General features: G+C 70.9%; 19 protein-coding genes. 7 read left to right on the top strand and 12 right to left on the bottom strand.

Features of this window, described 5'->3' with window-relative positions:
- Positions 1-71: 71 nt before the first annotated feature.
- Both KHU32_RS00485 and KHU32_RS00480 read left to right on the top strand, forming a co-directional pair.
- Complete coding sequence (locus KHU32_RS00485) at positions 72-2,810, top strand: heavy metal translocating P-type ATPase (RefSeq protein ID WP_249680457.1); 2,739 nt, start codon at positions 72-74, stop codon at positions 2,808-2,810.
- Between the two features lie 75 nt (positions 2,811-2,885).
- The gene (locus KHU32_RS00480; RefSeq protein WP_213668097.1) at positions 2,886-3,374 is read left to right on the top strand and encodes a CinA family protein; all 489 of its coding nucleotides are present in this window, start codon (positions 2,886-2,888) and stop codon (positions 3,372-3,374) included.
- A gap of 30 nt (positions 3,375-3,404) precedes the next feature.
- Here KHU32_RS00480 and KHU32_RS00475 read toward each other — a convergent pair whose 3' ends face one another.
- Positions 3,405-4,316, bottom strand: a complete 912-nt coding sequence (locus tag KHU32_RS00475) for a LysR family transcriptional regulator (RefSeq protein ID WP_213668096.1) — start codon at positions 4,314-4,316, stop codon at positions 3,405-3,407.
- A gap of 64 nt (positions 4,317-4,380) precedes the next feature.
- Here KHU32_RS00475 and KHU32_RS00470 point away from each other — a divergent pair, with 64 nt between their 5' ends.
- Positions 4,381-5,376: an alpha/beta hydrolase gene (locus KHU32_RS00470; protein WP_213668095.1), complete on the top strand. Its 996-nt coding sequence runs from the start codon at positions 4,381-4,383 to the stop codon at positions 5,374-5,376.
- A 40-nt stretch (positions 5,377-5,416) separates the two neighbouring features.
- Here the strand turns inward: KHU32_RS00470 and KHU32_RS00465 are convergent, their stop codons facing one another.
- Complete coding sequence (locus tag KHU32_RS00465; RefSeq protein WP_249680454.1) at positions 5,417-7,564, bottom strand: heavy metal translocating P-type ATPase; 2,148 nt, start codon at positions 7,562-7,564, stop codon at positions 5,417-5,419.
- A gap of 35 nt (positions 7,565-7,599) precedes the next feature.
- On the bottom strand, positions 7,600-8,895 hold the full coding sequence (locus KHU32_RS00460; protein ID WP_213668094.1) for an Nramp family divalent metal transporter: 1,296 nt from the start codon (positions 8,893-8,895) through the stop codon (positions 7,600-7,602).
- A gap of 149 nt (positions 8,896-9,044) precedes the next feature.
- On the opposite strand from KHU32_RS00460, the gene mntR reads away from it, so the two are divergent.
- The gene (mntR, locus tag KHU32_RS00455) at positions 9,045-9,491 is read left to right on the top strand and encodes a manganese-binding transcriptional regulator MntR (RefSeq protein ID WP_213668093.1); all 447 of its coding nucleotides are present in this window, start codon (positions 9,045-9,047) and stop codon (positions 9,489-9,491) included.
- A 7-nt stretch (positions 9,492-9,498) separates the two neighbouring features.
- On the opposite strand, the gene KHU32_RS00450 is transcribed toward mntR, so the two are convergent.
- Positions 9,499-10,761: a Zn-dependent hydrolase gene (locus tag KHU32_RS00450; protein WP_213668092.1), complete on the bottom strand. Its 1,263-nt coding sequence runs from the start codon at positions 10,759-10,761 to the stop codon at positions 9,499-9,501.
- A 295-nt stretch (positions 10,762-11,056) separates the two neighbouring features.
- On the opposite strand from KHU32_RS00450, the gene KHU32_RS00445 reads away from it, so the two are divergent.
- Entirely contained in the window at positions 11,057-12,034 is a 978-nt protein-coding gene (locus tag KHU32_RS00445) for a Bug family tripartite tricarboxylate transporter substrate binding protein (RefSeq protein ID WP_213668091.1), read from the top strand.
- A 35-nt stretch (positions 12,035-12,069) separates the two neighbouring features.
- On the opposite strand, the gene KHU32_RS00440 is transcribed toward KHU32_RS00445, so the two are convergent.
- Together KHU32_RS00440 and KHU32_RS00435 are read right to left on the bottom strand one after the other, a co-directional pair.
- Complete coding sequence (locus tag KHU32_RS00440) at positions 12,070-13,671, bottom strand: zinc-binding metallopeptidase family protein (RefSeq protein WP_213668090.1); 1,602 nt, start codon at positions 13,669-13,671, stop codon at positions 12,070-12,072.
- Between the two features lie 30 nt (positions 13,672-13,701).
- Positions 13,702-15,294 carry an ABC transporter substrate-binding protein gene (locus tag KHU32_RS00435; RefSeq protein ID WP_213668089.1) on the bottom strand — a complete coding sequence of 531 codons (1,593 nt, stop codon included), beginning with the start codon at positions 15,292-15,294 and terminating at the stop codon, positions 13,702-13,704.
- A 227-nt stretch (positions 15,295-15,521) separates the two neighbouring features.
- On the opposite strand from KHU32_RS00435, the gene KHU32_RS00430 reads away from it, so the two are divergent.
- The gene (locus tag KHU32_RS00430) at positions 15,522-15,821 is read left to right on the top strand and encodes a hypothetical protein (RefSeq protein WP_213668088.1); all 300 of its coding nucleotides are present in this window, start codon (positions 15,522-15,524) and stop codon (positions 15,819-15,821) included.
- A gap of 3 nt (positions 15,822-15,824) precedes the next feature.
- Here KHU32_RS00430 and KHU32_RS00425 read toward each other — a convergent pair whose 3' ends face one another.
- The 4 genes from KHU32_RS00425 to KHU32_RS00410 form a co-directional block, all read right to left on the bottom strand.
- On the bottom strand, positions 15,825-17,216 hold the full coding sequence (locus tag KHU32_RS00425; protein ID WP_249680452.1) for an amidase: 1,392 nt from the start codon (positions 17,214-17,216) through the stop codon (positions 15,825-15,827).
- Positions 17,217-17,373: 157 nt separating this feature from the next.
- Entirely contained in the window at positions 17,374-18,126 is a 753-nt protein-coding gene (locus tag KHU32_RS00420) for an alpha/beta fold hydrolase (RefSeq protein ID WP_213668086.1), read from the bottom strand.
- 40 nt (positions 18,127-18,166) lie between these two features.
- A complete protein-coding gene (locus KHU32_RS00415) occupies positions 18,167-18,679 on the bottom strand; it encodes a cupin (protein ID WP_213668085.1) in 513 nt (170 codons plus the stop codon).
- A 51-nt stretch (positions 18,680-18,730) separates the two neighbouring features.
- Positions 18,731-19,000: a hypothetical protein gene (locus tag KHU32_RS00410; RefSeq protein WP_213668084.1), complete on the bottom strand. Its 270-nt coding sequence runs from the start codon at positions 18,998-19,000 to the stop codon at positions 18,731-18,733.
- Positions 19,001-19,101: 101 nt separating this feature from the next.
- On the opposite strand from KHU32_RS00410, the gene KHU32_RS00405 reads away from it, so the two are divergent.
- A complete protein-coding gene (locus tag KHU32_RS00405; RefSeq protein WP_213668083.1) occupies positions 19,102-19,635 on the top strand; it encodes a 4-vinyl reductase in 534 nt (177 codons plus the stop codon).
- A 9-nt stretch (positions 19,636-19,644) separates the two neighbouring features.
- Here the strand turns inward: KHU32_RS00405 and KHU32_RS00400 are convergent, their stop codons facing one another.
- The gene (locus KHU32_RS00400; protein ID WP_213668082.1) at positions 19,645-21,207 is read right to left on the bottom strand and encodes a DHA2 family efflux MFS transporter permease subunit; all 1,563 of its coding nucleotides are present in this window, start codon (positions 21,205-21,207) and stop codon (positions 19,645-19,647) included.
- Entirely contained in the window at positions 21,200-22,348 is a 1,149-nt protein-coding gene (locus KHU32_RS00395) for an HlyD family secretion protein (protein WP_213668081.1), read from the bottom strand. The genes KHU32_RS00400 and KHU32_RS00395 overlap by 8 nt, the downstream gene beginning before the upstream one ends.
- Between the last annotated feature and the right edge of the window lie 72 nt (positions 22,349-22,420).

Here is a 22,420-nt window from a genome sequence, read left to right as displayed (position 1 = left end):
CTCCAGGTGGGCTTGACCTTCCCATAGGGTCAGGGGCCACCTCCTGCTGCATCGAGGGCAAGGAGTGCGAGATGTCTGGTGCGACGGCGACGGTGAAGGACCCCGTCTGCGGGATGACGGTGGACCCGGCGAAGACGCCGCATCACGCGGAGCATGCCGGCAAGGCCTATCATTTCTGCTCGGCCGGATGCCGCACGAAGTTCCAGGCCGATCCCGGGAAGTACGTGGCTTCGGAGGAAGCGGTCAGCTGCTGCGGCGGCCACGAGGCCGCTCCCGCGAAGGCGGGCGCCTGCTGCGGCGGGCATGACGCCGCGCCCGTCGCGGCGACGGCGAAGGACCCGGTCTGCGGCATGACGGTGGATCCGGCGAAGACGCCGCATCACGCGGAGCATGCGGGCAAGACCTATCACTTCTGCTGCAACGGCTGCCGGACCAAGTTCCAGGCGGACCCGGCGAAGTACCTGGAGCCGGCCAAGGCTGGGGGCTGCTGCGGCGGACACCACGGCGCCAGCCCGGCCGCGGGCGAGGTGAAGGACCTGGTCTGCGGGATGACGGTGGACCCGGCGAAGACGCCGCACCACGCGAAGCATGCCGGCAAGGAATACCATTTCTGCTCGGCCGGCTGCCGCACGAAGTTCGCCGGCGATCCCGGCCGCTACCTGAATCCGAAGCCGAAGCTGGAGGCCGTCGCGGTCGATCCCGGCGCCATCTACACCTGCCCGATGGATCCCGAGATCCGCCAGGTCGGGCCCGGAACCTGCCCGATCTGCGGCATGGCGCTGGAGCCCGAGGTGCCGACCGCCGATGCCGGCCCCAACCCCGAGCTCGTCGATTTCACCCGCCGCTTCTGGATCGGCCTGGTCCTGACCCTGCCGGTCTTCGTTCTGGAGATGGGCAGCCACCTCATCGGCCGGCACCTCGTGGCGCCGGAGCTCGGCAACTGGATCCAGCTCGTCCTCGCCACGCCCGTGGTGCTCTGGGTGGGCTGGCCCTTCTTCGAGCGCGGCTGGAAGAGCCTCATCACGCGAAACCTCAATATGTTCACGCTGATCGCGCTGGGCACCGGCGTCGCCTGGCTGTTCAGCGTGGTCGCCACCGCGGCGCCGGGAATCTTCCCAGACGCCTTCCGAGGGCATGGCGGCACCGTCGCGGTCTATTTCGAGGCGGCGTCGGTCATCACGCTGCTGGTCCTGGTCGGCCAGCTGCTGGAGCTGCGCGCCCGCGAGCGGACCGGCGGCGCCATCCGCGCGCTGCTCGACCTCGCGCCCGCCATGGCGCGCCGCGTCGCGCCCGACGGTTCGGATGCCGAGGTGCCGCTGGCGGAGGTCCAGGTGGGGGACAGCCTGCGCGTCCGCCCCGGCGACAAGGTGCCGCTGGATGGCGAGGTGCTGGAGGGCAATTCCTACCTCGACGAGAGCATGGTGACCGGTGAATCCGTGCCCGTGGCCAAGGCGCCGGGGGCGCGCGTCATCGGCGGCACGCTGAACGGGCAGGGCGGCTTCGTCATGCGGGCCGATCGCGTGGGGCAGGACACGGTGCTGTCGCAGATCGTCCGCATGGTGGCCTCGGCGCAGCGCTCGCGCGCGCCGATCCAGCGCCTGGCCGACCAGGTGGCCGGCTGGTTCGTGCCCGTGGTCGTGGCCGTGGCGCTGCTGGCCTTCGCGGCCTGGGGCCTCTGGGGCCCCGAGCCGCGCCTCGCCCATGGGCTGGTGGCCGCGGTGGCCGTGCTCATCATCGCCTGCCCTTGCGCGTTGGGCCTCGCGACGCCCATGTCGATCATGGTGGGCGTGGGCCGAGGTGCCCAGGCCGGCGTGCTGATCCGTGACGCCGAGGCGCTGGAGCGGATGGAGCGCATCGACACGCTGGTCGTCGACAAGACCGGCACGCTGACCCAGGGACGGCCCGAGGTCGTGGCCGTGGTGCCGCGCGGCTTCGCGGAGGAGGAGCTGCTGCGCCTCGCCGCCGGCCTCGAGCGGCCGAGCCAGCATCCCTTGGCCGAAGCGGTGGTGCGCGCGGCGGAGAAGCGCGGCCTGGTCGTGCCCGCCGTCGAGGGCTTCGACGCGCCCACCGGCCGCGGCGTCCTCGGCCGCGTCGAGGGCCGCGACATGGTCATCGGCAGCGCGCGGTTGATGGGGGAGCGGGGCGTGGAGCTCGCAGACCTCGCCGCCGAGGCGGAGCGCCTGCGCGGCGAGGGCGCCTCCGTCGTCTTCGTGGCGATCGACGGCCGGTCCGCGGGGCTCCTCGCCGTCGCCGACCCGCTGAAGGAGAATGCGGCCGCCGCCGTCGCCGGGCTCGTGGCCGACGGCGTGCGCCTGGTGATGCTGACCGGCGACAGCCGCGCCACGGCCGAGGCGGTGGCCCGGAAGCTCGGCATCGCCGAGGTGCATGCGGAGGCCCTGCCGGAGGACAAGCAGCGCCTCGTCGAGCGGCTGCAGGCCGAGGGCCGGCACGTCGCCATGGCCGGTGACGGCGTGAACGACGCGCCGGCCCTGGCCGCGGCCGAGGTCGGCATCGCCATGGGCACGGGAACCGGCGTTGCCATCGAGAGTGCGGGGATCACCCTGCTGGGCGGCGATCTCGCCGGCATCCTGCGCGCGCGGCGCCTCTCGCGCGCGGTGATGTCGAACATCCGGCAGAACCTGTTCTTCGCCTTCATCTACAACGCGGCGGGCGTGCCGGTGGCGGCGGGGGTGCTCTACCCGATCTTCGGCCTGCTGCTCTCGCCGGTCTTCGCGGCGGCGGCGATGGCGCTCTCCTCGGTGAGCGTGGTCGGCAATGCGCTGCGGCTGCGGGCGGCGAAGCTCGACTGAGGGCGGTTGCCCCTCAGGATGGTTGTCCATGGGGCCGGGCCGCCGCACACTTCGCGGTGAAGAGGAACGCGCCCCATGGAAAAGCTGCTGATGATCGCCGGCCCGCTCGGCGAGCACCTGCGCCGCCGCAAGGAAACGGTCGCCGTGTCGGAATCCTCCGCCGGCGGCCTGATCGCGGCGGCACTACTGGCCCAGCCCGGCGCCTCCGCTTATTTCCTCGGCGGCGCCGTCACCTACACGCAGCCCGCGCGGCTCGGCCTGGTCGGCATCACGGCCGAGGACATGGAGGGCATGCGCTCCTCCAGCGAACCCTATGCCCTGCTGCTGGCGCGCCGCATGCGCGAGCGCCTGGGCGCCAGCTGGGGCCTGGCGGAGACCGGCGCGGCCGGCCCCACGGGCAACCGGTACGGCGATGCGGCGGGCCATAGCTGCCTCGCCATCTCGGGCCCGATCGAAATGGTGCGCACGCTCGAGACCGGCTCGGCCGACCGCTGGCGGAACATGCTGGACTTCGCGGCGGCGGCGATGACGCTGCTGGACGAGGGGATGAACGCGGCAGGCTAGGCATCCGGATCAGGCGCCAGGATCAGGCGGTCACTTTCGGCGGCCGCGGATCGCCTCGATCAGGGCGCGAAGGCCGGGCGACACGTGCCGGCGCCCCGGGTAGTAGAGGCATACCCCCGGGAAGGACGGACACCAGTCCTCCAACACGCGCTCGACCCGGCCGTCGGCGAGGGCCTCCGTGGCCAGGAAGTCGGGGACGAAGGCGATCCCGATGCCGTCGATCGCCGCATCCACCATGAGGAACATGTCGGTGAGGGTGAGCCGGCCGGCGACGTTGATCGTCTCGGCCACGCCGTGGCGCTCGAATTCCCAGCGGTAGATCGAGCCGCTCTCGAAGCGGAAACGGATGCAGTCGTGCTGGTACAGGTCCTGCGGGACGGCCGGCCGACCGCGCGCCGCCAGATAGCCGGGCGAGGCGACCGCCGCGAAGCGCACGGCGTCGAGAAGCGGCACGGCGATCATGTCCTGCGGCACCGCCTCGGCCAGGCGGATGCCCGCATCGAAGCCCTCGGCGACGATATCGCCCAGTCTTCCGTCCGTGACGATGTCGAGATGGATCAGCGGATGGTCGCGCAGGAAGCCGCCGAGGAGCGGGCGCAGGATCAGCCGCAGGGCGGCGTCGCTGGCGTTGATCCGCACGGTGCCGCTGGGCGTCTCGCGGAGGGCATCGACCTCCTGCAGCGCTTCCGTGATGGAGGACAGGGCGGGGCGGAGCTTCGCGGCGAGCCGCTCACCGGCCTCGGTCAGGGAGACGCTGCGCGTCGTGCGGTTGAACAGCCGGATGCCCAGACGCTGCTCCAGGCTCTTCACCGCGTGGCTGACCGCCGATCGGGTGACATTGAGCTCGACGGAGGCCGCGCGGAAATTGCGATGCGCCGCGACCGCGAGGAAGACGCTGAACGCCAGCAGGTCCCCATTCCGGGATTGGTGAGCGTCTTTCATCACGACGGCAAGAATTGGCGCGATTGTCGCGACATTCAAGAAGGCCACATCTGGACGCGGCACGATGGAGGAGACCAGCGCCATGGCGAAGCACGGCAATTACCTGCCCGAAAGGGTGACCTTCCCCTCGCATGGCGACGATGTCGCCGGCGTCGTCTATCGGCCGAAAGGCGACGGCCCGTTCCCGACCGTCGTTCTGCTCGGGCCCTATTCCTTCGAGAAGGAGCAGGCGCCGACCCATTATGCGACGCGTCTGGCCGATGAGGGCTTCCTGGCCCTGGCCTTCGATCCCCGCACGGTGGGCGAGAGCGGCGGCCAGCCGCGCAGGCTCGAAAACCCGAAGATGAAGAACGAGGACGTCGTCTCGGCGCTCGACTATCTGCTGGCGCGACCGGATGTCGATGCGGGGCGGGTCTTCGCGCTCGGCGTCTGCCAGGGCGGCCCCGAGATGCTCGACATCTCCTCCTACGAGGATCGGATCAAGGCGGTGGCCTCGGTGACCGGCTATTATCGCGACCGCGAAACCGACCTGTTCATGATCGCCGCCGGCGTGACCGAGAACCCCTTCGATACCGCGACGGCGCCGACCCTGTCGGAGCTGGAAGCGCTGCTCGCCGCCCGGCTCGAGCGCGCCCGCGATGCCAAGGCCCGCTACGAGGCGACGGGAGAGGTCGTCTATGCCCCCCTCGTCGACCCCAGGCTCGGCGATCGCAAGACCGGCTCGGATGCCGGCCTGCCCGGCCCATTGGTCTGGAGCTGGTACGGTTCCTGGACGCTCAAGGGCTGGGCGAACCGCTACGCCATCATGAGCGACCTCGACCATTTCGACTACACGACGGCGCCGGGCGTGGCGAAGCTCAACAAGCCTGCGCTCGTCATCCATTCCGACAGCTGCATGAATCCGGCCGCGGCGCGCCGGCATTTCGAGTCGATCCCGACGGCGCAGAAGAAGCTGATCTGGGAAAACGGCACCAACCATTTCCAGTATTACGATCAGCCCGACGTCGTGGACCGCACCGTCGGTCATGCGGCGGACTGGTTCCGCGAACACATGGCCTAGCCGAGCTGCCAGCGGGCCGCCCTGGCCCGCGACCGGCCGGCTACGCCGCCGGCCGCCACCCGAGCAGGCGCAGCGCGTTCAGCGTCACCAGCACCGTCGCGCCCGTATCGGCCAGGATCGCGGGCCAGAGGCCGGTGACGCCTGCCAGCGTCGTGATCAGGAACACGCCCTTCAGCCCGACCGCGACCGCCACGTTCTGCTTCACGTTGGACATGGTGGCGCGGGAGAGCGAGATCAGCTCCGCCACGCCCGTCACGCGGTCCCGCAGCACGGCGGCGTCGGCCGTCTCCAGCGCCACGTCGGTGCCGCCGCCCATGGCGATGCCGACCGTGGCGGCGGCGAGCGCCGGCGCGTCGTTGATGCCGTCGCCCACCATGGCCACGGGGCCTTCCGCCGCCAGGGCCGCGATCGCGCGCAGCTTGTCCTCGGGCAGGAGCTCCGCCTGGACGTCGAGGCCGAGGCCCGAGGCGATGGCCGCGCCCGTGCGGGCATTGTCGCCCGTCAGCATCACCGAGCGGACGCCGAGCGCGGTCAGCGCCGCGATGCCGGAGGCCGCATCGGCCCGCGGCTCGTCGCGCAGCGCGATCAGGCCGAGGAGCGCGCCGTCGATCAGCGCGACGGAGACCGTCTTGCCCTCGGCCTCCAGCCGCGCCAGCTCGCCGGCCAGGGCGCCGAGCGCGGCACCCGCCTCGGCCGCGTGGCGCGGGCTGCCGACCGCGATCTCCCTCCCGGCCACCTGCGCGCGCACGGCCTTGCCGGGAACGGCGGCGGCATCGCGCGCCGGCGGCAGGCTCAGCCCGCGGGCATCGGCCTCGGCCAGGATGGCGCGCGCGAGAGGATGGGCGCTGCCCTGCTCGACGGCGGCGGCGAGCGCCAGCAGCTCGCTCTCCGAGCGGCCCTCGGCGGGGATGAGGTCCGTCACGCGGGGGCGGCCCTCGGTCAGCGTGCCGGTCTTGTCGAAGGCGATGTGGCGGGCCGCGCCGATCGTCTCCAGCGCGGCGCCGCCCTTCACCAGCAGCCCGCGCCGCGCGCCGGCCGAAAGCCCGGAGGCCATGGCGGCGGGCACCGAGATCACGAGCGCGCAGGGGCAGGCGATCAGCAGCACGGCGAGGCCGCGATAGAGGCTGGTGGACCAGTCCCAGCCGAGCAGGAACGGCGCCCCCAGGATCACCAGCAGCGAGACGCCCATGGCCGATGGCGTCCACCAGGCGGCGAAGCGCTCGATGAAGCGCTGCGCCGGCGCGCGCGAGGCCGTGGCCTCCTCCACCATGCGGATGATGCGCGCGATGGTGTTGTCCGAGGCCGCGTGGGTGACGCGCACGCGCAGCGCGCCGTCGGCATTGATGCTGCCGGCGCGGACCAGCTCGCCCGGGCCGCGTGCGACGGGCACGCTCTCGCCGGAGACGGGGCTTTCGTCGAGCGCCGAGCGGCCTTCCTCGATGCTGCCGTCGCAGGGCACGCGATCGCCGGGGCGGATCAGCACGAGGTCGCCGGGGACGAGGCGCTGGGCCGGCACTTCCTCGGTGCCGCCGGCCGTGACGCGCAGTGCCGTGCGCGGCATGAGCGAGGCCAGCGCCCGGATGCCCGCCCTCGCGCGCCCGGCGGCCACGCCCTCCAGCATCTCGCCGAGGGCGAAGAGCAGCACCACCACCGCCGCTTCCTCGGCCGCGCCGATGAGGGCGGCGCCGATGGCGGCCGTGCACATCAGCGTCTCGATGGAGAAGGGGCTGCCGCTTCGGGCCAGGGCGATGGCACGGCGGCCGAAGGGCACCAGCGCCACGCCGGTCGCGACCAGGAAGAGCGGGTAGGTCAGCGTCTCCGGCAACACCAGCGAGAGCGCCCAGGCCGCGCCGACCAGCCCGCCCAGCAGCCAGGTGAGCTTCGCCTTGCCGGTGGCCCACCAGGGTTTCTCGGCATCGGCGGGATCGTCATGGTCGTGGTGGGAATGGGCCTGGGCCGGCGCCTCCGGGCTTGCGGCGGAGAGCGCGGTCGCGGTGAAGCCGAGGGCGGCGACCTGCCGCTCGACCTCCTCGGGCCTGGCGGTGGAGAGCGAGGCGGTCAGCCGCTCCGCCATCAGGTTCACCTCGATGTCGGCGATGCCGGGCATCTTCTCCAGCGCGCGGGTCAGGCTTGCGACGCAGCTGCCGCAATCCATGCCTTCGACACGCCAGACCAGCTTTTCAGACATCAGGCAGACTCCAGGAAATCCAGGCCGGCCTTCACTTAGGGACCGAAGGCCAAGTCTGCCAGGAGTGTCACGTTCAGCACCAGGATCAGCGCCGCGCAGGCCCAGCCCAGCGCCACCTGCCAACGCGGCGCGACAAGGGCGCCCAGGCGTCCCTTATCCTGCGCGAAAAGCATCAGCGGGATCACCGCGAAGGGAAGCTGAAGTGACAATATAACCTGCGACAGCACGAGCAGCCGCGCCGTGCCGCTGGGGCCGTAATGCCAGGTGACGATCACCGCCGGCACGATGGCGACCAGCCGCGTGACCAGCCTCCGCAGCACCGGCGACAGCTTGAACCGCAGGAAGCCCTCCATCACCACCTGGCCGGCGAGCGTCGCCGTCACGGTGGCGTTCAGGCCGCAGAGCAGCAATGCGAGCGCGAAGAGCGTCGCAGCCACGCCGGTCCCCAGCAGCGGGGCCATGAGGTGATAGGCATCGCCGATCTCGGCCACCTCGGTATGGCCCGAGGTGTGGAAGACCGCGGCCGCGGTGATGAGGATGGCCGAATTGATGAGCAGCGCGAAGGTGAGGGCGATGCTGCTGTCGATGGTCGCGTAGCGGATGGCGTCGCGCCGGCCCTTCTCGTCGGGTGTCCAGGCGCGCGACTGCACCAGCGCGGTGTGCAGGTAGAGGTTGTGGGGCATCACCGTGGCGCCGAGGATGCCCATGGCGATGTAGAGCTGCGTCCGGTCGGTCACGATGGAGGCGGCCGGGACGTAGCCGCGCAGCACCTCGCCCCAATTGGGATCGGAGAGCGCGATCTGCACGGCGAAGCAGCCGAAGATCAGCGCGATCATGCCGACCACCAGCGCCTCCAGCCAGCGCATGCCCTTGTTCTGCAGCCAGAGCATCAGGAAGGCGTCCAGCGCCGTCAGCATCACGCCGTAGAGCAGGGGAATGCCGAAAAGGAGCTCCAGCGCGATGGCCGTGCCGATGAGCTCGGCGAGGTCGGTCGCGCAGATGGCGATCTCGGCGAGGAACCACAGCGGGTAGGCCATGAATTTCGGGAACCGCTCGCGGCAGAGCTGCGCGAGGTCGCGCCCCGTCGCCACGCCGATGCGCACGCAGAGCGCCTGCAGCAGCAGCGCCATGAGCGAGGAGATGAGGGCGACGGAGAGCAGCGTGTAGCCGAAGGCCGATCCGCCGGCGAGCGAGGTCGCCCAGTTGCCGGGGTCCATGTAGCCCACCGCCACCAGGTATCCGGGTCCCAGGAAGGCGAAGAGCTTGCGCATGAAGCCGCCCGCATTGGGGACGGGGACGCTGCGATTTACCTCGGGCAGGCTGTGGGGCATGGCGGGCCCCGCCGGCGGCCGGGCGCCGGAAAGCGGGAAGGACGTTGTGGGCAGGTCAGGCACCACGGGTCACCATGCATGGCTTGGAAGTTCAGTCGATGCTAATATCTGAAACTTCTTCTATCAATGCCGGATACCCTTGCATGGTCATGCGCACCAAACGGGCCCCACGCCCCCTTCCGCCGGCCGAGGACCACGCCGCCCGTTTCGCCCGCCAGCGCGAGGGCGACCGGATGGCCGTCGCCGAGGATTATGTGGAGCTCGTGTCCGACCTGCTGCGCGAGGAGGGTGAGGCCCGCTCGGTCGAGATCGCGCGGCGCATGGGCGTGGCCCAGGCGACGGTGGCGGCCACCGTGACCCGGCTGCAGCGCGACGGGCTGGTGGCCACCAAGCCCTATCGCGGCATCTTCCTCACCGAGGCGGGCGAGGCCATGGCCGCCTCCGCGCGCGCGCGGCACGACCTGGTGGTGCGCTTCCTGCTCTCCCTCGGCCTCGACCCCGCCACGGCGGAGGAGGATGCCGAGGGGCTGGAGCATCACGTCAGCGACGCCACGCTGGCGGCCTTCGCCCGCTTCCTGAAGGAACGCCAGGAATAGCCCTGTTTCAGGCCGACGCCTTCATCGCCCAGTCGGCGATGACCGTGGCGGCCTCGGCAAAATCCTCGATGCGCATGGCTTCCAGCGGCGTGTGGCTGCCGTTCTGGTTGCGCACGAAGACCATGGCCGAGGGGATACCGGCCTGGGCGAAGGCCGCCGCGTCATGGCCGCCGCCCGAGGGCATCACCTTGTGCCCGATGCCCAGCACCTCGGCCGATTGGCGCAGCGCCTCGCGCAGGGCGGGATCCATCGGCGTGGGCTTGGATTCCTGGCGCGACGGCACCTCGAAGGTCACGCCGCGGCTCTTCCCGATCTCGGCGGCCAAGCGCTCGACCTCGACATAGAAGCGGTCGAGCGTCGCGGGCTCGGGCGCGCGGACGTCGAGGGTGAAGCAGACCTCGCCGGGCACCTTGCCGAAGCCCGCCTGGTCGGAGGTCGCCAGCGTGCAGAAGGTGCAGACCAGGGGCACGCCCTCGGCTTCCAGCTCGCCCCAGAAGCTGTCGAGGCGTTGGGCGAATTCGGCGAAGGCCAGCACCGCGTCGTGGCGATAGCCGCGCGGCGTGGCGCCGGAATGGTTCCATTCGCCATGGACCGCGCCCGCGCGGATGCGGCGGTTGCCGGGCAGGGCGGTGACGAGGCCGACCGGGATCTGCTCGGCGTCCAGCACGGGGCCCTGCTCGATATGCAGCTCCACATAGGCGTGGACGTTCTCGGGGCTGAGCACCTTCCTGCCCGTCCGCAGTGCCTCGGGATCGAAGCCCAACTCGCGCATGTGATGCTCGAGCGAGAGGCCGGTATCGGGCCGCAGATTGGCGAGGTTGGCGGGCAGGAAGCTGCCCAGCGCGCCGCGGCTGCCGGGGAAGCCGTTGAACCAGGCGCCGCCCTCCTCCGCGCGGATCGCCATCACCGTCACGTCGCGCTTCGGGGTGAAGGCCGCCTGCCGCATGCCCGCGACCACGGCCATGCCGCAGATCACGCCCGCCGCCCCGTCGAAATTGCCGCCCTGCGGCACGGAATCGAGATGGCTGCCGAGGATGATCCGCGGCAGCGCGCGGTCCGTGCCGGGCAGCGTCATGTACATGTTGCCCGCGAAGTCGACCTGGATCTCCAGGTTCAGCTTTTCCGCCTCCGCGCGGACCAGGGCATGGGCGATCTCCTCGCCGCGGCCATAGGCCTCGCGCGTGACGCCGACCCCGTCGAAGGTCTTTTCCCTCAGCGTGTCGAAGAGGTGGGAGGCGAGGGCGATGTCGGGGCGGATGTTCGTGCTCATGCACCCGAGCCTAAAACGATATCCGCGTCCCTGGATCCCACCTGGAGCCCCTCGCGGCGACGATTCACGATTTCGGTGATCCAGCCCCGGTGGATCGCCCCGATCGGGTGACTTGTCACTGCCCAACACCCCTCATAAGTTCCGCGCCAACGCCCTTCACGCGGTCCATTGCAGGACCGTCCCCCATGAACCTCCGCGAATGCACAGCGCCATGTCTGCCCTCGGCCGCGCCTGCGCGCGCCTGTTCGCCGGGGGAAGGCGTGCCTGTCCTGATCCGCCGAGCTGGAGCGTAGTGATGCCGAATTTCTCCCGTCGTGCCGTGGCCCTGGGCGCCGCCGCGCTGCCCTTCGCCGCGTCGGCGCAGCCCGCCGCCTGGCCGACCCGGCCGGTCCGCACCGTCGTGGCCTTCGCCGCGGGCGGCCCCGCCGACCTCGTGGCGCGGATCGTGGCCTCCAGCCTCGAGCGTCAGTTCGGCCAGCCCTTCCCGGTCGACAACCGGGCCGGCGCCGGCGGGCAGATCGGCACGGATTTCGTCGCCAAGGCTCCGGGCGACGGCTACACGCTGCTCGTCACCTCCTCGGCCGCGCATGGCGTGGGGCCGGGCCTCTATCCGAACCAGCCCTATGACGCCGTGCGGGACTTCACGCATATCGGGCTGATCGGCGTCGGGCCCATGGCCTTCCTGGTCAATGCGCAGTCGCCCTATCGCACGCTGGCCGAATTCGTCGCGGCGGCGAAGGCGCGCGGCACGCCCATGACCTTCGGCTCCGGCGGCACGGGGGGGCTCGGGCACCTCTCGGGCGAGCTCGCCTACCGGCGCATGGGCATCGAGATGACGCATGTGCCCTATCGCGGCAGCGCGCCGGCCCAGGCGGACCTCGTGGCGCGCAACATCGACGTGATCGTGGACAACCTCGCCGGGCATGCGGCGCTCATCCGCTCCGGCACGCTGCGGGTGCTGGCGATCTTCGCGGCCGCCCGCAACCCGAGCTTCCCCGAGGTCCCGACCTTCCCGGAGGAGGGCTTCCCGGACCTCGTTGCCTCCGCCTGGTTCGGCCTTTGCGCCGGCGCCGGCCTGCCGCCCGCGCTCGTGACCCGGCTCAACGCCGCGCTGGGCGAGATGGCGCGAACGCCCGAGGTGCAGCAGCGCTTCGAGACGCTGGGCCTTCGGGCCGACAGCAGCATGACGCCGGCCGAATACGCCGCCTTCGTCGCCAGCGAGGTGGCCCGCTGGCGCGAGGTGATCCGCATCGCCGGCGTGCGGATGGACTGATCGTCCGGGCTTGAGGGGGCCGAGGCCCCCTCGTCTCAGAGCAGTTCGCCGGCGCCCGTTCCGGAATGCGGCGTCGGGATGCACCATTCCTCGCCGCGCGGCGTCGAGACGTATTCCGGCCAGCGCAGATCCACCGGCGGGTCGAAATCCGCCGGCAGCAGCGGCCCGACCCACTTCGTCCCGCCCACGCCGCCGCCCGTGCGCTCCTTGAACTCGGCCTGCGCGGCCTGCAGCGCCTCCGGCAGCGTCGCGAGGTCGATCAGCGTCAGCGCCATGGTCTTGCCGGCCACGAACATGCCGGGATCCACGGCGGCGGGAAGGCCGCCGAGCGCGTTATAGGCCCAGTTCGGATAGGCGAAGCCCTTGGTCGGCGGACGCAGCCGCGGACGCGCGGCGAGCAGCCGCACCGTCGGCGCGTGCCAGGAATATTCCACATAGTCGTCGGCGCTGAGGTGCTTCTGCCAGGCGGGCAGGCCGGCGCGCAGCTTCGCCTCGTTCTCCTCCGGCGGCATCAGCCGGCTGACGGTCTCGATGAAGGGATCGGCCATCGGCTCGAGGCCGAGGTTCTTCTGGATCGCGCGGCCGAATTCCAGCGCATCCTCGCCGTACTTCGGCGCCCCCACGGCCTGCAGGTTCTTCCAGGTCAGGTCCGTCATCGCCTGGTTGGGCAGGCCGACGCGCGTCTTGGTCACCCAGCGCACATAGGCCTTGCAGCCCGTCATGGCCGCGACGTGCTTCGCGTTGTTCGCCAGCACGCGCCAGATCTGCTCCTGGATGCCAAGCGAGGAGGAACGCCAGGAATACTGGATCTGCGAGAAGCGCGGCGGCAGGTTGTCGGACGTCGCGCCACCGTCGCCGAGGACGAATTCGTTCAGCGTCCAGGAACCGGCATGCGGGAACATCGCCTCCTTGGTGTACTTCGTGGTCGTGTACATCAGGCACATGGCATCGAGCGCGCCGGGGCAGCGCGCCTGGGCATGCGCGCCCTCGATGGGCACCAGCGTCGGGTCGATCCAGGTCTCGGGCGCATCGGCCTCGAAGCTGATGACCGCGCTCCAATAGGCGCCGAAATGCGTCTCGCCGGTGACGGTGTTGTAGGGCCAGGGGTGCCAGACCACGGCGGCGTCGAGCCCGTCGAAATAGCCCTTCGCCGCGTGGATGGGCTTGGAGCCGCAGACCTTCTCGGCCGGCTCGCCGAAGAGCTTCAGCGTGCCCGCGACGCCGTGCTTCTGCATCGCCGCCTTGGCGCCGAGCATCGCCGTCAGCGCCGCTGTGCCGAGCATCGAATGCGGGTCGGTATGACCGGCGGTGTAGGGGTGCAGCCCCTCGCGCGGCGCCTCATAGGGCACGACCTGCTGCGAGTTGCCGGGCACCGCGTCGTATTCGGAGAAGCCCGCCAGCACGGGGCCGCCGCTGCCCTGTGTCCATGTCGCGGCGAAGGCTGTGGGCATCTGGCCGGAGCCTTCCTCCACCTCGAAGCCTTCGGCGCGGAGCAGGTCCACATAGTCGCGGGCGGAGCGGTATTCGCGCCAGGCCGGCTCCGCATAGGACCAGATCTTCTCGTTGAAGGCGGAGAGCCGCGCCTCGTTCGCCGTGATGTAGTCGAGTGCGCTCTGGCGCACTGCGTCGTTGCTCATTTCTTGCTTTCCTGGATCGCGTTTCGTGTCTCAGTTCCGGCGGACGTTCCAGAAGGTCGCGAAGCCTTCGTTGACGTCGGTGAGGTTCGACCGGAAGACCGTCGGCTGCAGGTACTGGCCGAGTGGGTAGTAAGGCACCTCGCGCATCGCCTCGACCTGGATGTCGCGACAGATGGCCTGCTGCGTCGTGAGGTCCGGCGCCTGGAACCAGGCGTCGCGCAGCTCCTCGATCCTCGGCATGGTGGCCCAGCCGCCATAGCCGGCGTCGCCATTGCCGCGCAGCGCGATGTGGCCGGCCGGGTTCAGCCAGTCGGTGCCGACCCAGTTGGACACGAAGGCGCTCCATCCGCCTTCGGCGATCGTGCCGCGGCGGTTGCGGCGCTGGAGCATCGCGTTGAACTCGACGGAGTAGACTTCCACGTTCAGGCCGGCCTGCTTGAACATGTCCGTCACCACCGCGCCCATCAGCGAGCTGGGCTCCGACGTGGAGGGGATCATCAGCAGCACCGGCTCGCCATTGTAGCCGGCGGCGCGCAGGTCGGCCCGGGCCTTGGCGTAGTCGCGCGGGCCGGTGAGCGGCGCCAGCCCGGCATCGGAGGCCATGGGCGTGCCGGGGCCGAAGAAACCGAGCGGCGTGTGGTACAGGCTGGTCTCCGCCGGCCCCACCAGCGCCTGCATGCAGGACACCTGGTCGATGGCGCTCCACAACGCGCGGCGGATCGCCGGATTGTTGAAGGGCGGCTGGATGTGGTTCACGCGCACCATGCCGACGAAGCCCGACTTGTCGAGCACCCTCACCTGCAGGTTGCGGTTCCGGCGCATGAGCGGCAGCAGGCTGTGATAGGCATATTCCTGCCAGTCCGCCTCGCCGGCGATGAGCGCGTTGGTCGCCGTCGCGCTGTCCGGCATCACCGTCCATTCGACGCGGTCGAAATGCACGGCCTTGGGGCCCGAGGTCCATTCGCGCTTGCCGTCGCGGCGCGGCACGTAGCCCTCGAACTTGGTGTAGACGATGCGCGAGCCGGGCACGCGCTCATCCGCCTTGAAGCGGAAGGGACCGCTGCCGATGAGCTCCGGCACCTGGCGGAAGGGATCGGTATTGGCCAGGTGCTCGGGCATCATGGCGCAGACCGGCACCGAGGCCTTGCCCAGCGCGATGGGCAGGTGCGGGAAAGGCTGCTTCAGGCGAAAGCGGATGGTGCGGTCGTCCGGCGCGGAGAGCTCGTCCGTCGTCTCCATCAGCTTCTCGCCGAAGGGGTCGCGCCGGGCCCAGCGCCGGATGCTGGCCACGCAGTCGCGCGCCGTCACCTTCTCGCCGCTGTGCCACATCAGCCCGTCGCGCAGCGTAAGGTTCCAGAGCTTGCCGTCATTCTCGACGGTGTGGCCATCGACCATCTGCGGCGTCGCCTGGAAATTGGCGTCCATGCCGTAGAGCGTGTCGAAGACCATGTAGCCGTGGTTGCGGCTGATATAGGCCGTGGTCGTGACGGGATCGAGCGTGATCAGATCCTGCTGCGGCGTGAATTTCAGCGTCGTGGCGGATTGGGCGCGAAGGCCGGAAGGGGCCGCGAGAGAGGCGGCGATCGCGGTTCCGGAGGCCGCGAGCAGGCTGCGTCTATGCAAGGGGTAGATACTCCTCGTCGGATCAGCAGGAGTGACGAAGAGTGCTCGTATTCGTCCCCGCCGCGCAACCCTGCGGGAGCGGTCTCTTCATAAGGAATTTCGGTGAGCTGGAACGGCCGGGCACGACCGACGTTACATTTTGCCCCAGGAATAAGGCAGCTTCGCCGCGACGTCGCCTTGAATGGTGAGTTGATTACGAGTGTGGAACCCAACGGGAGGAACTCACGATGCGTCGTTTTCTCATCGCCTCCGCGCTCGGCCTCGGCATCCTGTCGGGCGGCGCGGCGTCCGGGACGGCCGAAGCCGCCCCGTTCAATCCCGGCCGGGTAGAGCTGGGCGCCGGCGTGACGCCGGTCCAGTACTACGGCCACTATCATCCGCGGCCGCATTACCGCCCGCGCTACTATGCCCCGCCGCCGCCGCGCTATTACGCGCCGCCGCCGCGGCATTACGGCTACTACGCGCCCCCGCCGCCGCCGCGGTACTACCGGCCTCATCACCACCGGCCGTATTACGGCTGGCGGTAACGCTCAGCCGATCGCCGGTTCGATGGTTTCGACCATCCACCGCGCGATCGCCGTCACGGCCGCATCGGTATGCGGCTGGCCCATGAGCTGCACGCCCATCGGCATGCCGCCCACCGCGGTCATCGGCGAGGTGACGACCGGCGCGCCGAGCGCGGAGCTCGGCGTGTTGTAAACCGCATCGCCCGTCGGGCGCGGCGCCAGCGGCTGGCCCGGCACGTCGCCCGGCCAGAGCGGCGCGGGGCCGGGCGAGGCCGGCGCGATGAAGGCGTCCACCACGGGCGCGGTCGCCGCATGGCGCAGGCGGATTTCCTCGCGCCGCAGGATCATGGAGCGGTAGTCCGCGGGCGTCAGCTTCTCGGCATTGGCCAGCGTGTTCTTGGCGCGCTGGCTCACGCCGTCCGGGTTGGTGTTCACCAGGTTGCGGTGCGCCCAGTGGTTCTCCCAGGCGGTGATGGTGTTGGTGAGCACCTGGATGCCGTCCAGCGCCTCCTCCAGCGCATCGACCTGCGGGTTGTCGCCCTTGCGCAGCACGGTCACACCCTGCGCGCGCAGCCGCTCCAGCAGCGTCTCGAAGGCGTTGCGGCTGGTGTCGTCCAGCAGCGCCCAGCCCTCGGCCTCCATCACCGCCAGCGTCACCGGCTTGCGTGCCTCCGGCGTCGTCATGGGGCCGAAGAGGCCCAGGCGCCCGGGGTCGCCGCCCGCGCGCGTCGCGATCTCGATGGCGACCTGCCACATATCCTCGATTGTGCCTGCATGAGGGCCGTGCGTGCTCATGCTCGTCGACTGGCGCTCGCCGCGGTTGATGCCGCCCTGGGTCGGCTTCAAGGCGAAATTCCCGCAATAGCCGGCCGGCCGGATGATCGAGCCGCCCACCTGCGAGCCGATGGCCGCCGGCACCATGCGCGCGCCCACCGCCGCGGCCGAGCCGGAGGAGGAGCCGCCCGGCGTGCGCGCGGGGTCGAAGGGGTTGGTGGTGGCCGGCGGATGCGAGCCGCCGAGCTCGGCCGTCGTGGTCTTGCCGAGGACGACGGCGCCCGCCTCGCGCAGCGCCCAGACCGCCGCGTTGTCGCGCTTCGGGAAGTTCCCCTCATAGGCCTTGCAGCCCATCTGCGTCGGCATGTCCCGCGTTTCCAGCAGGTCCTTGATGCCGATGGGCATGCCGTCGATGGGCGAGAGCGGCTTGCCGGCCTTCCAGCGCGCGGTGCTGGCATCCGCCGCCTCGCGCGCGCCGGCCTCGTTCATGACGACCCAGGCCCGCACCACCGGCTCGCGCTCCGCGATCGTCCCGAGGCAGCGCTCGAGATAGGCGCGCGGCGTGTCGGAACCCTGGGCGAAGGCGGGCGTGGCGTCGTGCCAGCTCAGCGCACGGAATTCCTTGGGCGAATAGTTCGGCATGCGGGTCGTTCCCTCCATTGCGATCCTCATAAGGATCTGGGGAGCCCCGGCGGATGCTCGGCTGCCGGAGTCCGGTCAGGGAGCATCCCCGCGATAGGCCGGAAGGGGAAGCCGGCGCGGCGAAAAACCTGCCCGCCGCGCCGGCTTGCCCGACGGTTCAGCCCTTCGGCGTATGCGCGCGCAGGAAGGCGACGACGCGCTTCTCCTGCTCGACGGCGTGGTCCGGCGCGCGCCAGTCGGTCAGCACCTCCACGCCGGGCAGCAGCTCGGCCAGCTCGGCGCTGGTCGCGGCCGGGTGGGGGATGTCCGTGCCGGGCAGCAGGAAGGTGGGCACGGGGCAGTCGCGGACGAAGTCGCGGTCCACGCAATAGACGAAGTCGTGCGCCCACATGTTGCGCCCGAAGCCGGCCAGGGCCTCCTCGCTGAGCTCCGGGCGGGCCGCGCGCTGCTCCGCGCTCCATTCCGCATGGCTCTCGGGGAAGTACTCCGGGTGCTCGGGATTCAGGCCGATCGGGTTCTGCAGCACCGCCGCCGTGACGCGCTTCGGCGCGGCCCCCACCGCCTTCAGGCAGAAGCTGCCGCCGATGCAGCCGCCCAGGACATGGAATTTCCCGAAGCCGAGATGGTCCATGAGCGCGAGGTGATCGGCCGCATAGGTGTGCCAGCCGTGATCGGCCTGGATATCGGCGACGGACTGGCCGGCATTGCGCTGATCCATGGCGACGGCCGTGAAGCCGGCGGCGGGCAGCGCCTGCGTCCAGTCCACCCAGGGTCGGGGCGGGCCTCCGGCCGGCGAGGACCACATCTCCAGCCGCGAGCGCAGGCCGCCCGGGGCGAAGAGCAGCACGGGAAAGCCCGCGCCATAGGTCTCGTAGCGGATCTCGCCATCGGGGCGCTTCAGTACGGGCATCGCATCCTCCATCTTTTCGGCGGGGGAGATTGCGGGCGGATCAACGCGCGCGCCAGAGCTTGCGGAGGGGCGACGCGGCGCCGAGCACGGGGTCGGTGTCGGGAAAGGGCAGGGCGGCGATGCGCTGCCGCGCCTCGGGCGAGGGCTCCTCGCGCAGGATGTCGCCCTCCTGGTCGGGCGGATAGGCGCCGACGACAAGGAAATCGGGGCTCGACCGCCGCTTGAGATGGCCCGTGCCGGCCGGCAGCAGCGCGACGTCGCCGGCCTGGACCTCCACCTCCACGCCGTCCGGCCCGCCGATCTTCAGCAGCGCCTCGCCTTCCGCGAAGCCCAGCACCTCGTGCCCTTTCGAGTGATAGTGATGGTAGGTGTAGACGCCGTTGCGCCATTGCGGCGGCCAGCCGTTGCGCGCGAAGAGCGCCTCCATCGCGGCGGCGCGATCCGCGGCTTCCGGCACGGCCGCGCGGTAGAGCAGCACCGGCAATCTGGCATTGTTCGGCACCCAGTCGCTGCGGCCGAAATACAGGATCTCAGGAGGCGGGGCGGGGGGCATCGGGATCTCCCTGCGGTGGTGTCGGCTACAACGCCCGCGGGCCGCGATGGTCTACAGGGCGGCGGCGATCTCCGCCCATTCCTGCTCCAGCGGCACGGCCGGGCGGCGGCGCCCGGCGCGGCGATACCAGTAGTCCGCATTGGGCAGGTCGCCCTCCTTGCGGTGGAGATAGGCATGGACCCAGGCGCCCTCCGCCGTCTCGACGGATTGCGCCGCCTCATGCGCGCGGGCCCAGTCGTTCCTCGCGTCCCACCACAGCGCGGCGAGCGGCGCGGACAGGCCGTCCGGCGTCTCGCATTGCCTCAGCATTGTGGGTTCCATGGCGCGTCCTCCGCTATTGGCACGCAGCCTACCCCGAGGAGCCCTTGCGGGACCACCTTGCCCCGGCCAGAATCGCCGCTCCACCGATAGCGGAGGCGTGCATGGTCCAGCCCCAGGTTCCGATCGAGGTCGATCCCGAAACGGGCATCTGGACCACCGACGGCCTGCCGATGATCTACCTGCCGCGCCATTTCCTGGTGAACATGCAGAAGGCCATCGAGGATGCCATCGGGGCCGAGGCCTATCGCGCCATCCTCTACGGATCGAGCGATCTTTCCGCCCTCCAATGGTGCCGGGCGGAGGCCAGGACCCACGGCCTCGCGCCGGTCGAGACCTTCCGGCACTACCTGAAGCGGCTGTCGCAGCGCGGCTACGGCCAGCTCGAGATCACGGCGTTGGACGAGGCCACCGGCACCGGCGCGGTCACGGTGCGGCATTCGGCCTTCGCGCTGGGCTACGGGCCGGCGACGGGCCGCCCGGTCTGCTACACCTTCGAGGGAAGCTTCGCCGGCGGGATGCGCTACGTGCTGGAGATGGCGGGCCGGCCGGGAGTGCCGGTCTGCCGCGAGGTGGCCTGCGCGGCGGACGGCCATCCCGAATGCCGCTTCGAGCTGCGCTGCGAGCCGGCGGGGTAAGGCGAGGCGCTACCGCGCGCCCGGCGGCTTCTGCCGCAGCGTCAGCCCCGGCAGCACCGCCAGCAGGCAGGCCAGGCCGACGGCGATGAAGGCGTCGCGGAAGCCCATCAGCCCCGCCTGCGCCTCCACCATCCGCGAGAGGAAGTCGTAGGCGGAATCGCGCCGGATCACCTCCGGCAGGCCGCCCTGCGCGTAGAGGTTCTCCAGCAGGCGGCGCGCCTCCAGCGCCGCGGGCGCGCCCTCCAGCCGGGCGTTCAGGCCCTCGGCATGCAGCTGGGTCCGCCGCTCCATGTAGACGGCCAGGAGGTTCGTGCCGAAGGCGCCGCCCAGCATGCGGCAGAAGTTGATGCTGCCCGCGCCCTGGCCGAGCAGCGTGATCGGCAAGGCGCGCATGGCGCCGACATTCATGTTGGGCATGGTCAGCCCGAGCCCGACCCGGCCGACCAGGATCCATATGGCGAGCTGCCAGAAGGAGCTGTCCGTGCCGACGCCCGCGATCAGCCAGCTCGACAGCGCGAAGAGCAGCAGCCCGCAGCAGACCGGCAGCCAGGGCGGGAGGAAATCCGCGAGCCGGCCCGCGATCAGGAAGGCCAGCGCCACCGCGAAGCCCGCCGGCATCAGGATGAGGCCCGAGCGGGTGGGGGTGTAGCCCTGCACCGTCTGCACCAGCAGCGGCAGCAGGTAGGTCGAGCCGAAGATCGCCCCGCCGTAGATGAAGGCGACCATCGCCGCCGCCGTGAAGCCCCAGTAGCGGAAGAGCCGCAGGTCCATGAGGGGCGAGGAGGCGTAGCCCTGCCAGACCAGGAAGGCGACGGTCGAGACGGCGGCTACCACCAGCTCCACCACCACGCGGTCCGAGCCCCAGCCATGCTGCTGCCCGTTGGTGAGGCCGGAGAGCAGCGTCGTCATGGCGGCGGCGAGCAGGATGGCGCCCGGCCAGTCGAAGGTGCGGGTGCCGGCTGAGAGGCGGCCCGGCATGAAGGCCATGCCCATCACCAGGCCCAGGATGGCCGTCGGCAGCGAGAGGAAGAACACCGCGTGCCAGGAGTAATGGTCCACCAGCACGCCGCCGAGCGTGGGGCCGATGGCCGGCGCCATCACCACGCCGAAGCTGAAGAGGCCCATGGCCGTGCCACGGCGCTCCGGCGGGAAGACCAGGAAGATGATCTGCATCGACAGCGGCTGCAGCAGCCCCGCCGAGGCGCCCTGCAGCACCCGGCAGACCACCATCACGCTGGCCTCCGTCGCCAGCCCCGCCAGGATGGAGCTGACGACGAAGACGGCGATGGAGCCGACATAGGTGATCCGGAAGCCGAAGCGGTCCACGGCCCAGGCGTTCACCAGCATGAAGCCGGTATTGGCGGCCAGGAAGCCGGTGGCGAGGAGCTGCCCCTCCTCATGCCCCATGCCCAGCGCGCCCATGATGTCCGGCAGGGCCACGACGACGATGGTGGAGGAGAGGATGCAGGAGACGGTGCCGGTCAGCGCCGTGAGCGTGACGAACCAGCGATAGGAGGGGCCGAACCGCGCGAACAACGCCTCGATGGAGGCGCCGCGGAAGGCCTCACTCACGCGCCTCGGCCTCCACGCGGACCAGCATGCCGGGATGGAGGAGGCCCACCGGCGGCGGCGGGTCGAGCCGGACACGGACGGGCATGCGCTGGGTGATGCGGGTGAAGTTGCCGCTGGGATTGGGGCTCGGCAGCAGGGCGAACTCGCTCGTCGCCGCCTGGATGACGCGGTCCACCACGCCCGGGAATTCCCGGCCCGGCCAGGCATCCACCGTCACCCGGACGGGCTTGCCGGGCTCGAAGAAGCGGCGGTCGGTCTCGCGCACATTGGCCTCGATGCGGATCTGCGCCGGGTCGTGCACGAGGATGATGCGCTGGCCGGCCAGGACGTATTCGCCCGGATCCACGAAGATGCGGTCCACCACGCCGTCGAAGGGCATGCGCATCGAGCGGTCGGCGAGGTCCAGCGCGGCGCGGTCGCGCGAGGCGACGAGCTCGCGCTCCTGCGGGCCGAGCGCCTCGAGCTGGCGGGAGATGACCTGCAGCTCCTCGCGCGCGGCCAGGGCCCCGGCCATCAGCGCCTCGGCGTTGCGGATCTCGGCGGCGGCGGAGATCACGCGCTGACGGGCGGTGTCGAGCCCGGCGCGCAGGCGCTCGACGCTCTGGCGCGTGCCGCTGCCGCTGGCGATGAGGCTCTGCGCGCGGGCCAGCTCTGCCTCCGCCAAGCCGCGCTCGGCCTCGGCCGCGGGCAGCGACGCCCGCGCTGAATCGAGCCGGGCGATGGCGGCGTCGTGCTGGCTGGCGCTGGTGCGGTCCACCATGGCGCGCCGCGCCTCCAGCTCGCCGCGGCGGGCGCCGATGCCGGCGATGCGGGCGTTCAGCTCCTCGACGGCGAGGGCCGACTCGCGGGCATCCATCTGCACCAGCAGCGCGCCGGCCGGCACGCTGTCGCCGGCGACGGGGGGGATCTGGGTGACCCAGCCGGGCACGCGGCTGGCCATGGTGATCATGTCGGAAGCCACGCGCGCGTCGTCGAGGACGACGTGGTGGAACTGCCAATGCAGCCAGCGGAAGCTCAGGCCGAGGCCGGCGAGCCCGACCACCACGAAGGCCGCCATCCGGAAGAGGCGTCGTCGCGGCTTATCCCGCTTGACCTGACCGACGCCCTCCTGCGCGGGGCGCTTGGGCGGTCCGATATCCATTCAACGTTTCCCAGGGCGCCGACATTGCAGCGGCTGCCCACGGGGGAGAGCATAGGATGCGATTTCCGGGAA

Origin of the sequence: Roseococcus pinisoli (assembly GCF_018413645.1) — a bacterium.
Lineage (GTDB): Bacteria > Pseudomonadota > Alphaproteobacteria > Acetobacterales > Acetobacteraceae > Roseococcus > Roseococcus pinisoli.
This window is presented reverse-complemented; position numbering and strand designations above follow the sequence as displayed.

Excerpts from the sequence above, each read along its gene's own strand:
- KHU32_RS00445 (WP_213668091.1), top strand. The coding sequence starts at position 11,057 with ATGCCGAATTTCTCCCGTCGTGCCGTGGCCCTGGGCGCCGCCGCGCTG.
- KHU32_RS00450 (WP_213668092.1), bottom strand. The coding sequence starts at position 10,761 with ATGAGCACGAACATCCGCCCCGACATCGCCCTCGCCTCCCACCTCTTC.
- KHU32_RS00405 (WP_213668083.1), top strand. The coding sequence starts at position 19,102 with ATGGTCCAGCCCCAGGTTCCGATCGAGGTCGATCCCGAAACGGGCATC.
- KHU32_RS00425 (WP_249680452.1), bottom strand. The coding sequence starts at position 17,216 with ATGCCGAACTATTCGCCCAAGGAATTCCGTGCGCTGAGCTGGCACGAC.
- mntR (WP_213668093.1), top strand. The coding sequence starts at position 9,045 with ATGCGCACCAAACGGGCCCCACGCCCCCTTCCGCCGGCCGAGGACCAC.
- KHU32_RS00460 (WP_213668094.1), bottom strand. The coding sequence starts at position 8,895 with ATGCCCCACAGCCTGCCCGAGGTAAATCGCAGCGTCCCCGTCCCCAAT.
- KHU32_RS00430 (WP_213668088.1), top strand. The coding sequence starts at position 15,522 with ATGCGTCGTTTTCTCATCGCCTCCGCGCTCGGCCTCGGCATCCTGTCG.
- KHU32_RS00440 (WP_213668090.1), bottom strand. The coding sequence starts at position 13,671 with ATGAGCAACGACGCAGTGCGCCAGAGCGCACTCGACTACATCACGGCG.
- KHU32_RS00395 (WP_213668081.1), bottom strand. The coding sequence starts at position 22,348 with ATGGATATCGGACCGCCCAAGCGCCCCGCGCAGGAGGGCGTCGGTCAG.
- KHU32_RS00415 (WP_213668085.1), bottom strand. The coding sequence starts at position 18,679 with ATGCCCCCCGCCCCGCCTCCTGAGATCCTGTATTTCGGCCGCAGCGAC.
- KHU32_RS00475 (WP_213668096.1), bottom strand. The coding sequence starts at position 4,316 with ATGAAAGACGCTCACCAATCCCGGAATGGGGACCTGCTGGCGTTCAGC.
- KHU32_RS00485 (WP_249680457.1), top strand. The coding sequence starts at position 72 with ATGTCTGGTGCGACGGCGACGGTGAAGGACCCCGTCTGCGGGATGACG.
- KHU32_RS00480 (WP_213668097.1), top strand. The coding sequence starts at position 2,886 with ATGGAAAAGCTGCTGATGATCGCCGGCCCGCTCGGCGAGCACCTGCGC.
- KHU32_RS00465 (WP_249680454.1), bottom strand. The coding sequence starts at position 7,564 with ATGTCTGAAAAGCTGGTCTGGCGTGTCGAAGGCATGGATTGCGGCAGC.
- KHU32_RS00420 (WP_213668086.1), bottom strand. The coding sequence starts at position 18,126 with ATGCCCGTACTGAAGCGCCCCGATGGCGAGATCCGCTACGAGACCTAT.
- KHU32_RS00410 (WP_213668084.1), bottom strand. The coding sequence starts at position 19,000 with ATGGAACCCACAATGCTGAGGCAATGCGAGACGCCGGACGGCCTGTCC.
- KHU32_RS00470 (WP_213668095.1), top strand. The coding sequence starts at position 4,381 with ATGGAGGAGACCAGCGCCATGGCGAAGCACGGCAATTACCTGCCCGAA.